The sequence below is a fragment of the Brevibacillus sp. DP1.3A genome (assembly GCF_013284245.2).
In the GTDB taxonomy this organism is placed as follows: domain Bacteria; phylum Bacillota; class Bacilli; order Brevibacillales; family Brevibacillaceae; genus Brevibacillus.
This window is the reverse complement of sequence record NZ_CP085876.1, coordinates 477,293-490,042: the sequence shown is the minus strand read 5'-3', so window position 1 is coordinate 490,042 and position 12,750 is coordinate 477,293. Positions and strand designations below refer to the sequence as shown.

The 12,750-nt window shown below is 48.7% G+C and carries 11 protein-coding genes; 4 read left to right on the top strand and 7 right to left on the bottom strand.

Going from position 1 to position 12,750, the window contains the following annotated elements; all coding sequences use genetic code 11:
• Window positions 1-107: 107 nt before the first annotated feature.
• On the top strand, window positions 108-1,826 hold the full coding sequence (gene ggt, locus HP399_RS02600) for a gamma-glutamyltransferase (RefSeq protein WP_173619785.1): 1,719 nt from the start codon (window positions 108-110) through the stop codon (window positions 1,824-1,826).
• Between the two features lie 109 nt (window positions 1,827-1,935).
• The gene (locus tag HP399_RS02595; protein ID WP_173619786.1) at window positions 1,936-3,924 is read left to right on the top strand and encodes a methyl-accepting chemotaxis protein; all 1,989 of its coding nucleotides are present in this window, start codon (window positions 1,936-1,938) and stop codon (window positions 3,922-3,924) included.
• 64 nt (window positions 3,925-3,988) lie between these two features.
• On the opposite strand, the gene HP399_RS02590 is transcribed toward HP399_RS02595, so the two are convergent.
• The 7 genes from HP399_RS02590 to HP399_RS02560 are packed head-to-tail and all read right to left on the bottom strand — an operon-like array spanning window position 3,989 to window position 10,239.
• Window positions 3,989-4,708: a glycerophosphodiester phosphodiesterase gene (locus HP399_RS02590; RefSeq protein WP_173619787.1), complete on the bottom strand. Its 720-nt coding sequence runs from the start codon at window positions 4,706-4,708 to the stop codon at window positions 3,989-3,991.
• Window positions 4,709-4,738: 30 nt separating this feature from the next.
• On the bottom strand, window positions 4,739-6,067 hold the full coding sequence (locus tag HP399_RS02585) for an ABC transporter substrate-binding protein (RefSeq protein WP_173619788.1): 1,329 nt from the start codon (window positions 6,065-6,067) through the stop codon (window positions 4,739-4,741).
• A 47-nt stretch (window positions 6,068-6,114) separates the two neighbouring features.
• Complete coding sequence (locus HP399_RS02580) at window positions 6,115-6,942, bottom strand: carbohydrate ABC transporter permease (RefSeq protein WP_173619789.1); 828 nt, start codon at window positions 6,940-6,942, stop codon at window positions 6,115-6,117.
• 27 nt (window positions 6,943-6,969) lie between these two features.
• Entirely contained in the window at window positions 6,970-7,926 is a 957-nt protein-coding gene (locus HP399_RS02575; RefSeq protein WP_173619790.1) for a carbohydrate ABC transporter permease, read from the bottom strand.
• On the bottom strand, window positions 7,926-8,993 hold the full coding sequence (locus tag HP399_RS02570; RefSeq protein ID WP_173619791.1) for an ABC transporter ATP-binding protein: 1,068 nt from the start codon (window positions 8,991-8,993) through the stop codon (window positions 7,926-7,928). Before HP399_RS02570 ends, HP399_RS02575 begins: the two co-directional genes overlap by 1 nt.
• Before the next feature lie 6 nt (window positions 8,994-8,999).
• Window positions 9,000-9,662: an HAD family hydrolase gene (locus HP399_RS02565; RefSeq protein WP_173619792.1), complete on the bottom strand. Its 663-nt coding sequence runs from the start codon at window positions 9,660-9,662 to the stop codon at window positions 9,000-9,002.
• Window positions 9,640-10,239, bottom strand: coding sequence for a glycerol-3-phosphate responsive antiterminator (locus tag HP399_RS02560; protein ID WP_007720024.1), 600 nt, complete (start codon window positions 10,237-10,239; stop codon window positions 9,640-9,642). The genes HP399_RS02565 and HP399_RS02560 overlap by 23 nt, the downstream gene beginning before the upstream one ends.
• Window positions 10,240-10,537: 298 nt before the next feature.
• Between HP399_RS02560 and HP399_RS02555 the strand changes: the two genes are divergently transcribed.
• Window positions 10,538-12,262: a SulP family inorganic anion transporter gene (locus HP399_RS02555; RefSeq protein ID WP_173619793.1), complete on the top strand. Its 1,725-nt coding sequence runs from the start codon at window positions 10,538-10,540 to the stop codon at window positions 12,260-12,262.
• Between the two features lie 24 nt (window positions 12,263-12,286).
• Window positions 12,287-12,613, top strand: a complete 327-nt coding sequence (locus HP399_RS02550; protein WP_005827573.1) for an ArsR/SmtB family transcription factor — start codon at window positions 12,287-12,289, stop codon at window positions 12,611-12,613.
• The last annotated feature ends 137 nt before the right edge of the window (window positions 12,614-12,750 follow it).

Sequence of the window (12,750 nt, the reverse complement as noted above, 5' to 3'; positions counted from 1 at the left end):
ATTTTTGTATGTTTGTGTATTTTTAGTTTTTAAAGGAGGTGAGGCAACAGCGGATAGCCGGTTTAATGAATTATTATTCTATTCATCATGAAGGAGGTTTCATAGGAATGTCATTCTGGAAGAAACTCTCGACCGTCGCGCTGACTGCTGTCATCGGGCTATCAACGTTCTCTGGAGCACAAGCTGCTAACCGTCCAACATCGATGTCACCGAACGCAATGGTGACGACTCCTCACTATCTGGCTACGGCTGCGGCCCTGAAGACATTGGAAGACGGTGGAAATGCAGTAGATGCTGCTATTACAGCCGCTTCCACATTAGCTGTCGTCTATCCTCATTACACAACCATTGGTGGAGATAACTTCTGGCTCATCTACAATGCCAAAACAAAAGAGCTGAAGGCGCTGAACGGCAGTGGTCGTGCAGGCGAAAAAGCAACCATCGACTATTACAAAAACAAAGGCTACGAAAAAATCCCGTCCCGCGGTTATGAATCGGCAAACACTGTCCCTGGTGTCGTCTCCGGCTGGTGGGAGGCGTACAACTATGCCCATAAAAGCATGGGCAAGAGTAAGCTTCAATGGAACAGACTGCTGGAGCCTGCTATTGGATACGCCGAGAACGGATATCCAGTCTCCCCCAACCAAGTATATTGGACGAAATACGCGACAGATCCAACTGACAATGCCTTGAAGAATCTTCAACGTTTTGATGGATTCCGTAAAACATTCCTGAAGCCCAACGGCGATCCCTATGCAGCAGGCGAAATCCTAAAACAAAAGGATCTTGCCAATACTTTGCGAATCATTGCGAAAAAAGGCGCTGACGGTTTTTATAAAGGAGAAGTTGCTAAAAAAATCGTAGCAGACATGCAAGCCAACGGCGGATTGCTCACGTTGAAAGATTTTGAGAAGCACACCTCCACTTGGGCAGATCCGATTTCGGTAGACTACCGCGGTTATACAGCGTACAACGTTCCGCCTAACTCCCAAGGCATGGCTTCGCTCTCTATTCTTAATGTTTTGAACAATTTTGACCTCAAGAGCATGGGTGAAGGAACACCCGATTACTATCACACGATTGTGGAAGCTACCAAACAATCTTTTGCTGACCGCGACAAATGGCTGACTGACCCTGCCTTTGTGGATATCCCTGTGGATGAGCTATTGTCCAAGCAGCACGGGAAAGATTTAGCTGCGCGCATTGATATGAAGCAAGCCGCCAAATCCGTAGAACCGCTTGATCCAAAAGGCGATACAACCTGGTTCGGGATCGTTGACAAAGATGGAAATGCCGTGTCCATCATTCAAAGTCACTATTTTGACTGGGGTTCCGGCATCGTAGCGAAAGATACGGGCATCCTTTTGCAAAACCGCGGAAGCTATTTCTCTTTGGATTCCAAACACATCAATCACTTGGAACCAGGAAAACGCACCTTCCACACCATTAACCCAGCTATGCTCTTTAAAGGGGACAAGCCTTATCTTCTCTACGGAACACAAGGGGGAGAAGGACAGCCGCAAACGCAAGCCGCTCTCGTCACGCGTATCATCGACTTTGGTTTCAGCGTGCAAGACGCAATCGAAGCGCCAAGATGGCTGCATGGACGCAACTGGGGATCTGATTCCAACAATCTCAAGGTGGAAAGCCGCATCCCTCAAGAAGTCCTGGACGAGTTAATTAAGCGTGGGCATCCAGTCGAAAAGCTGGAAGCAGCCTATACCGATACGATGGGACAGTCCGGCGCAATTCTGATTGACCCGCAAACTAATGTAAAATTTGGCGGTGCTGACCCTCGCGGTGAAGGCGCAGCAATGGGATATTAATATTTTGTCAGACTGCTGAGACAATCTCAGCAGTCTATATTTCCTTGTGGCAACGGCTTTTCACAAAGAAAGAAATACCTCAATCACGGATTAGGAGCGGAAAAATCCTATGTTTTTGTTCAACAAACTCAGGAACAAAATGATCCTTTGGTTTCTCGTCGTGGCCGTCATTCCACTTGCTGCCGTTTCGTTGTTTATCACGAGTAGCTTTTCAACCATTCTGATTGATAAACAAAAATCATCCTATGTTGACCTTACTTCCAGTACAGCCATAGCTATGGATCAATATCTGGACCGGCGTATGACAGAAATTCAGATTTTAGCCCGTACCTCGGATATTCAATCCGATGATGCAGCGGCAAAAAATGAATTCATCCGCAAGTTTACCGAGGAAATGAAACTGTATGACGGAAATACGTTTATCGCAAGCGATGGAAAAGTAACGGCTGATACGTTCCCCAAAAGCGTTGGAATCAATCTTGGCGAGCGCCAATTCTTCAAAGACGGTATGCAGGACAAGCCCAGCTTCTCCGATGTTCTTGTTGCGAAGACAACCGGCAATCGCTCTATCATCGTCGCTTCCCCGGTAAAAACGAAAAACAATGAGAAGCTTGGTGTCTTGACCGGGCTCGTCAATGTAGATGACTTCACAGCTACATTTCTCAAGGATTTGAAAGTAGGCAATGATGGTTATCCGATTCTCATTGATAACAAGAACCAGATTCAGTACCATCCTACCCAGGATCTGATCGGAAAACCGCTTGAGGAATCCGCTCTGCCGCAACCATTAATAGAAATCCTTAAATCAGGAAAAACGGAAAAGGGCTCATACAGCTACTCGGACAATGGCAAGGAATACGTTGTCACCTATTCCCCCATTCCCAAGACCAACTTTGGTTTGTATCTGCATATCCCTGTCGAATCCATAACGTCTGCGGTTTCATCCGTTACCACCATGGTTACGATCATTGTCATCGTTGTTGTTGCTGTCGTGATCGCAATCGCATACGCTGTTTCTCGGCAAATCTCACGCCCTATTGCGGCAGTTGCCTCTGTGGCTAACCGCATTTCCGAGGGTGAACTGACTGTACAACCCTTGCAAATTCGAACCAAGGATGAGGTTGGACAGCTATCCCAATCAGTAAACACAATGGTGCTCAACCTGCGAACGATTATTCAACAAGTAAATGATTCAGCTTCAGATCTTGCTTCTGCAGCAGAGGAATTGTCGGTCAACGCCGACCATACGAGCAAGGCTACCGAGCAAATCGCAATAACGATTCAGGAAGTAGCTTACGGTGCGGAAAAGCAAGTGAAGAGTGTAGAGGAAAGTGTCACAGCAATTCAAGGCGTATCGACAGGGGCTCAGCAGGTTGCCACGAATGCACAGCAATCCGCCGAATCGGCTTTGGACGCTTCCCAAATTGCAGTGGAAGGCAATCAGGCCCTTCAGATCGTTATCAACCAGATGCAATCGATCGAGAACACTGTCGGCAACATTGCCGATATCGTCAAACGATTAGGAAACAGCTCGCAGGAAATCGGACAAATCGTACAAGTCATCACCGCCATAGCTGAACAAACAAATCTGTTAGCGCTTAACGCAGCTATTGAAGCGGCGAGAGCTGGTGAACAGGGGCGCGGATTCGCCGTTGTGGCAGACGAAGTGCGCAAATTGGCTGAGCAGTCCGCGCAATCCGCGCAACAGATCAAACTGTTGATTACGACGATCCAGCTCGAATCAAACCAGGCTGTTCTTTCGATGGAACAGGGCACCAAAGAGGTCGCCACTGGACTTACGGTCGTTAACAATGCAGGCAAGTCCTTCGAACAGATCCAAGATGCTGTCACACAGGTGGCAAGCCAAATTCAAGAAGTAAAGGCTTATTCTGAGCAAATGTCATTTGGCACCAAACAGGTGGTAGAATTGGTCAGTGTCATTGAAGACGTAGCGGAGAATTCTGCTGACGGAACACAAAGTGTGTCGGCCGCCACCGAAGAACAGCTGGCAGCTATGGAAGAAGTCAGTTCATCAGCTACTTCTCTGGCAAGAATAGCCGAAGAACTGCAATCTCATGTAAGCAAATTCAAGATATAGTCCAAACAACGAAAACAAGGAAAGCCGCCTGGCATGTTGCCCGGCGGCTCTTTCCTGCTTGCGCTTATACAAACTCCCACATCCGGTCAGGATGGTTCGTGCAAATTTGAACCTGAGGATGCCACGAAATGACTTCACGGATATGCTTCGGATCATCCAGCGTCCACGCGATGACTTTGAAGCCTTTTTCGATCGCGGCTACAGTTAGCTCACGAGTCAGGAACGGATATCCCATGGAAAGAATCGTAGCACCTGCTGCCTCCATCTGTTCCAGCATGAGTACAGGGCGGCCATATACAATCAGACCTGTCTCTACTTCTTGATCGAGCGCGCGGACGTGACGGATCAAATCATGGTCAAATGAAGTCACATGCACCGCTTGCTTCATCTCATGCTTTTCCAAAAGCGCGAGCACCTTTTCTGCGATACCAGGGTACATGTCACTTGTTGCTTTCAACTCGATATTTAGCGTGCAGCGACCTTTTACTGCGACCAGGACTTCCTCTAGTGTAGGGATTCGCTCGCCCGCAAACTTGTCGCCAAACCAGCTCCCTGCATCCAGCTCACGCAGCTCTGCCAAGGTATGATCCATGACCAGACCGCGGCCATTAGTCGTGCGTTCCAGCGTAAAGTCATGAATCAGCACCGGAACACCGTCACGCGTCAGTTGAACATCAATTTCCATTGCTTTGATAGCTGGCTCTGCCAAAGCCAGTCGAATCGCTGTCATTGTATTCTCCGGGGCTTTGCCTGACCACCCGCGATGTGCCATACAAATGTTCATTTCGCCAGCTCCTCTATCGCTTCGATTCTGTTATTTTTTCAAAAGCTTGCTGCCTTTTTCCGTCGCCGCCTGCATCGCTTCATCTACAGTCGCTTGGCCGAGCATCGCACGCTGCAGTTCTTTTTGAATCACATCCTGCAATTCTTTGTAGCCTGGAGCCATTGGACGAGGATAACCGTATTGCAGTTGCTCTACCGCGACCTTGAAGTTTGGATCTTTTTCGTAGAATGCCTTCATTTCAGCCGAATCAATTGCTTCTGTGGTGACAGGCATATAACCGGAAGCGATTGACCACGGAACTGTTTGCTCGGTATCCGTCATCCACTTCATGAACTCCCACGCTGCTTTTTTCTCCGCATCGGTCGACTTCGCCAGCATCACGAGATTCGCACCGCCCGTTGGCGTACCAAACGTTTTATTAGCTGGCAGGAAAGCTGCACCCATGTCAAATTTGGCATTTTTCTTCAATTCCGTCAAGGAACCTGTCGAGGTAAAAATCATGCCCACTTTTTGATTCAGGAAGTCTTGCTCTGCTACATCCCACGCATTGTAGTTCTCTCCTGGAGGGTTTTTCATGATGCCTTCCTTCACCATTTTGGACCAGAGCTCAAGCGGTGCTTTTCCTGCTTCGTTGTTGATCGTCAGCTCCTTGCCGTTCTCGCTCAGGATGTTGCCCCCGCCTTGGAAAACAAGCGCTTCGTAGAACCAGATATCAACAGGTGTCGAGAAGCCGTACCGGGTAATTTTGTCTCCTTCTTTTTTGCTCAGCTTTTGAGAAAAGCTGACGAGCTCATCCCATGTTTTCGGACCGTTTGAATCAAGTCCTGCTTCCTTTAACATATCACGGTTGATGTACAGCAGTGGAGTGGAGCGGTTAAATGGTACTGCGTACAGTTTGTCATTCCAATAAGAGTTTTTCATAAGACCTGGAATGTACTTCTTCTCATCCCCTTGCGAGTAGGGTGTCAAATCTTCCAATACCTTTGCATCCGCAAATGCTGCGATCGAAGCGATCTCGACCATCGTGACATCTGGATTGTTACTCGCTGCTACAGATGCCAGTACTTTGGAGTGGTTCTCTTGATACGCACCTTGGTAGGCTGGTTTGACGATAATATCTTTATGTGTTTCATTGAATTTTTTGACCATATCCTCAATTGTTTTCCCACGAACGCCACCCAACGCATACCAGAAATCAATTTGGACAGGGCCGCTGGTTGCTGTAGACGCTGCTGGCTGAGAAGTGCTACCTGTACTTGTAGACTGTTCTTTACCAGATGATCCGCATCCAGCCAATACTCCTGACAAACCGATAGTCAATGCACATAGAATCGTACCAGTCTTTTTCATTGAAAACATAGTTTGATTTCCTCCCTATTGTGATCCAATAATTTGACTTCCTTTTATTATTTGGATTGATAGATGAACGCTTTGATAATATGCCGTTGTGCCACGAAGAAAATGACGAGAATCGGTAGAATGAGAATCATGTTGCCCGCCATCATGACGTTCCACAATGTGCCGCCGTCGGACATGTGCAAGCTGGATATTCCGATCGGCAAGGTGCGCACCTCGTCACTGTTGGTCATAATCAGCGGCCAGAAATAGTCGTTCCAGTGGTAAATAAAGCTGAATAGTCCAAAAGTGACTAGCACAGGTTTCGCCATCGGCACCATGATCGTCCACATGATCTTCCATTCGGACGCATTATCCAGGCGTGCTGCCTCGATCACTTCATCGGGCACCTGCATGAATGCTTGCCTGAGCAGGAAGATTCCGAATGCACTGGCTGCGTACGGCAGGATGAGCGACCATAGTGTGTTGACGAGTCCCCAGCCACTCAATTGCACGTAAATCGGCAAAAAGATGACTTGTCCGGGAATCATCAAGACAATCAAGACAAGACCAAACAACAGATTGCGACCGGGAAACTTGTAACGTGCGAAAGCGTAAGCCGCAGGCACCGCCGTTAAAAATTGGAGGATCAAAATACCTACCGCAACCAGAATGCTGTTCCACGTATACATAAGGAACGGACCTGATTCCCACGCTTGGGCGAAGTTGCTCCACTCCCACGTCTCAGGCAAAAGCGTCGGGGGAAATTGCCGGACCTCTGGCATCGTTTTGAAAGCCGTCGATGCCATCCACAGAAACGGGAAAACGAACAGGAAAGCCACGATCAAAAGCCCAATCCATTCCACGGTCTTGCGTGAAGCCAAAATCACTCGATACATGCTGCTCCTCCTTTCATCACGAGTTCATCAACGATAATGCACGCGCTTGGACATCACCAGAAAATGCACAGCTGTTAAAATCCCTACCAGTATCAGCAAAATGACAGAGGCAGCCGAAGCAATCCCGCCATTGTAGAAGTCCATGCCCTGCTCGTAAATGTAGTAGACAAGCATGTTCGTACTATTGATTGGACCACCCTGCGTCATAATGGCAATCGTGTCAAACGCTTGAAAGGATGAGATCGTATTGATAATGAGTAAAAAGAATATCGTCGGTGACAGCATCGGTATCGTAATCCGTCTCAGCGTCCGCCACCACGGCGATTGATCGAGCGCTGCTGCCTCGTATATATCGCCCGGAATGCTTTGCAAGCCTGCGATGAAAATGAGAGTGTTATAGCCGACACCTTTCCAAATGCTGACGATAATCAGTGACAACAAGGAGCTTTTTGGGTCAGTCAGCCACGTATACGCAGGCAATCCGACCGCTTCCAGTCCTGCGTTCAACAGGCCAAACTGAGGGTCCATCAGCCACATCCACAGCATCGAGACAGATACCAACGAAATGATGTGAGGACTGAAAACAGTCGCCTGAATAATGCCGTACACCTTTGCCTTTTTATTCAGCCAGAGTGCGAGCAGGAAGGATAGCGTCAGGCCGATCCCCACTGTCGCAATGGTAAAGACCGCGGTATTTCCCAATACTTGATGAAAATCTCCGTCTACCATCAAGTCCTGATAGTTTTGCAAGCCTACCCATTCCATTTGCTCCAAATTGATCAATGACCAGTCCTGAAAGCTCAAATAAATGATCGAGCCAATCGGGTAAAAGAAGAACAGGATAAAACAAATCAATGCGGGTGCCAGATACAAGTACGGACGCAGTCGGGATGCGAGCTCAGACCATGCAAATGCCGACGGACGCACTTCTGTTTTCGACTGGCTTACACCCGGCAACTCCTGTACAGTTGCCGCTTTTCGCATCAGCTATCCCCTCCTGCACGTGCCGATACAGGCTCTCGTCCGCTCATGCGACCCACTCGTTTTCCGTTCCCTTTTTCAAACACATATATGTACTCCCACGGTACAGTGACGGTGACCGAGGAGCCGACCTGCATCGCTACCTCCGAGTCCGCTTTAACGATGACCCTGCCTTTTTCCGTCTCTACATGCAGGAGCGTGTCTGAGCCAAGAATTTCTCTGGATACGACCTGACCTCGTGCGTTCCACATCTCTTCGCTCGTAATGGCAGATACAGCAGAAGGCAACAACACTGCTTTTTCCGGGCGGAATCCCCATACGTGCTCACTCTTGCCCTCCGCAGAGACAATATTCATCGGCGGAGAACCGATAAATTGGGCAACAAACAGATTTTCCGGCTCCTGATACAAATCCATCGGGGTCGCTACTTGCATAATGTGTCCGTCATTCATGACGACGATCTGATCGCCCATGGTCACCGCCTCTACCTGATCATGTGTCACGTAGATGAAGGTGCTGCCGAGCTGCTTGTGCAGACTGGTCAATTCCACACGCATCTGATTTCGCAGCTTCGCATCGAGATTGGAGAGCGGTTCGTCCATCAGGAAGACCTTTGGCTTTTTCACCATAGCCCGAGCGAGTGCAACACGTTGCCTTTGGCCACCGGAGAGCTGAGAAGGCTTGCGTTTGAGATAATCGGATAGCCCGACGATTTCCGCGATCTCCTCTACCAGCACCTGACATTCCTTTTTCGATGTTCCACGGTTTCTCAAGCCATAGGCGATATTGTCATACACGTTCATCGTTGGGTAGAGGGCGTAATTTTGAAAAACCATCGCAATATCACGCTTGCCAGGTGGCAATTGGTTCACCGTTTGATCACCGATTATGATTTTGCCGTCCGTCACTGTTTCCAAACCAGCGATCATCCTGAGTGTGGTTGATTTCCCACAGCCGGACGGACCTACCAGAACCGTAAAGGAGCCGTCTGGAATGACCAAATCCAATCCTTTGACCACGCTTTGATTCTGAAAGGCTTTCGTTACCTGCTCCAACACCACACGTGCCATCTGTTTTTATTTCCCTCCTTGTGCTTTTGCGGCCAGCATTTCCGTAACAAATGTCTCGAAATCGGCGTAGCGGTAATCCGGAGAAGCGTAAAGCCATTTCTCTTGTCCGTACCACTCCAGCACGACAGATTGCACACCCGCTCCTACCGCAGCCAGTACATCGTAGCGACTGTCACCGATCATCATGGCTTGCTCGGGACTTTTACCTAGTGCCCCCAAAGCTTTTTGTACAGGCTCAGCCGACGGCTTGCCTCGTGATACATCATCGACGGTGACGATGCCCTCAAACAGATGCTCAATCCCTGCCATCTCCAGACCAGCCAATGTAAACTCTCGTTGCTTGTTCGTGACGATCGCCATCGTAAAGCCCGCCGCCTTCAGCTTTTCCAGCCCTTCGCGAACAAACGGAAACAGTTTGACGTGTTCTTCATGATGCTCCCGTACATAGGCGAAGTATCTCTGCAGCACTTCTTTTTTGTCAGGGACACCTGCTGCTGTAGCAACTGCCGCCAAAAAATCATCAAATGATTCGCCAAAACGCGCAAGAAGCTCTTCCCTGCTAAAATGTCCCGGTGCGTACTGCTCAGCCGTAAAAGCAACGGCATCCACGACCGCATCCCGACTGTCCAGCAAGGTCCCGTCCAAATCAAATAACAACGCTTGAATCAAGGTTCTTACACTCCTTCCACAGCAGGGGACTTCCGACTGAAACAGCTGTCGCTCCATGCTTTAATACTTCCTCCATCTGTTCCCGCTTGCGAATCAGCCCGCCAGAAATGATCGGGGTATCGATCACACTTCTGAATTCTTCGATAAACTCCGGCAGCAAACCAGGCATCAGCTCAACAGCGTCAGGCTGTGTTTCCTGCAAGGAGGTTAGTCCTGATTTAATCGAGTCGCTATCGACCAAAAACAAACGCTGAATCGTCAGCAGGCCTTGCTTTTTCGCCAGCTTGACCAGTGTGTTGCGCGTAGTGACGATCCCGTCTGGCTTGACGTAATGCGCCAGAAATGCGATGCCTTCCCGGTCATGACTGATTCCGCCAATCCGCTCCAAATGAAGAAATACAGGGATATTTTTCGACTTGAAATAATCCACGTAGCCTTTGATCACACCAATGTTGCCAATCGAGAGTACCGCAGCACTCAAATTTGCCTCTGCCGCTTTTTCCAGGTGCTTCGCTTCTTTTACGGAAGCGATCAGCTTGTACTGTGCCAGTCTTGCATGAAATTGTTCCTGGTTCACTCGCTTTAAGCCTCCTTATGCCCAAGACAAAAAACCCTGCGACATGACAATACCAAAGAACTCTCGATGAAAGTGCTTGGAAAGGCTGTCGGGGGTTTCTCCATGGCTCCAACCGAAGGGATGTGTTCACTTGTTACTTTGAATACTACTGTACGAGCGTTAAGGAATCTTGAAGCGAATGTTAATAAACGGAAAAGTTCATGTAAGGATGGAATTGACGGAATGGAAGAGCAGATGTATGATCCATCTATATTCAAATAATCAAATATTCGAAAATACGAAAAGAAGGGTTGCAATCATGAAGTGGGCACCAAGATTCGAAGGCTACGATCTCGTTTCCTTTCGAAAAGACTGTGTATCAGGGTTAATCGTCGGCATTATCGCGATACCATTGGGGATGGCATTTGCTATCGCCTCCGGAGTAAAGCCTGAATACGGGATTTACACGACCATTATCGCCGGCATATTGATTTCTCTCTTTGGCGGTTCCCGCTACCAAATCGGAGGACCTACTGGCGCTTTTATCCCGATATTATTTGCAATCGTCATGCAATACGGTTATGCAGACTTGCTCCTCGCTGGATTTATGGCAGGGATTCTCCTTGTTCTCATGGGGATTCTACGGCTGGGCGGGCTGATCAAATTCATTCCGCGCCCTGTCATCATCGGATTCACTTCGGGGATTGCCGTTATCATTTTCTCAGGTCAAATTGCCAACTTTCTCGGTCTGGAGCAGTTGCAAAGACATGAGGATTTTTTGTCCAACATGAGGGAAATCGTCCTTCATCTGAACACGATTAATCTATACAGCGTAGCCATTGCGATTTTGAGTCTCGCCCTTATTTTGGTGACTCCCCGATTCTTCCGTAGCATACCGGCCTCTCTCGTTGGACTCGTAGTCGCTAGTGTCGTTTCCGTCCTCTTTTTGGAAGGAAAGGTAGCGACGATTGGCTCTACCTTTGGAGAGATACCGAGTACATTACCCGGCTTTCATTTTCCTGAAATCACATGGGAACGTGTCCAAAAGTTACTGAGTCCTGCCCTGATCATTGCTATACTAGGAGCGATAGAGTCTTTATTGTCCGCTGTCGTCGCCGATGGAATGACACGCAGTCGCCACAACAGCAACCGGGAATTAATCGGCCAAGGAATCGCCAACATCGTGACTCCGTTATTTGGGGGAATTCCGGCTACTGGCGCGATTGCGAGAACAGCCACTAACATTCGAACCGGGGCAACCTCCCCCATGTCTGGCATCATTCATGGTCTGGTTGTTTTGCTGATCCTCCTACTGTTCGCCCCTTACGCCTCGCATATTCCGTTGGCGAGTATGGCGCCGATCTTGATGCTGGTTGCCTGGAATATGAGTGAGCGCAAGGAATTTGCCCACATGCTAAAAGCGAAGACGAGCGATTCTCTTGTGCTGGTGCTCACCTTCCTTTTGACCGTTTTCACCAATTTAACCGTCGCTATTGAAGTGGGGTTGGTGCTGTCTATCCTGTTATTTGTCAAACGAACGCGCGATAGCTTGCGGGTAGCTCAGGTGCTGCCTGATCCCTCTTCCAAGAACGACAAGGTCATGCCGCATATGGTTACTGAGGGGCACGATTGCCCGCAAATCAGCATCTACACGATTGAGGGTCCACTGTTTTTCGGGGATGCCGACTTGTTTGAAAGCTCCCTCATGCAAACCCTTCAGCGACATCCAAAGGTATTGCTACTGCGGATGGGAAAAGTCCCCCTGATGGACATGACCGGGGAAGCGAATTTATCCCGGATTGTGAAACAATGTATGGACCAAGGGACAACAGTCCTTATTTCCGGAATCCAAGCTGGACCCAAGAAAATCTTGCAGCGTACGGGGCTATATGGCCTCATAGGCGAAGCTCACTTTTTTACTCATACTGGAGACGCGATAGCGTATGCCCTCAGTCTACTGGATACCGGGAAGTGCCTCGGATGTAAGCATTTTGCCTTCCGCGAATGCACGCGCCTGTCCGCTCCTACTGAAACTTCCACATGATGTTACGATCGGAGGAACCTATCATTGAATTTGGAACTACAACAATTTAAAGCGAATTTTTTCAAGGCGTTGGGACATCCCCTACGGATTCGGATTCTGGAGCTGCTGGCGGAAGGTGATAAGAATGTAAACGAGCTTCAGACACTCATTGGGAGTGAAGGTTCCGCTGTTTCCCAACAGCTCGCCATTTTGCGGAACAATAATATCGTGTACGGAACGAAGGACGGAAACAAAGTCACCTACTCGCTGCGTGATCCGATGATCATCGAGCTATTGAGTGTGGCTAGACAAATTTTTAACAATCATCTGATTGATACGATCTCTATGCTGGATCGTTTTAACGAGGAATGATCGCTTTGGTTTGAGTCAACATAGTGGAGGAGAAGAAAAAGCACAGTTCTCTTCGACTCTGACACGCCCGCAAGGGGGATTCACTGAGCGTCTACACTGCAAAAAGGGGACCGTCGAGCCAAAGCCACCCTACGGGC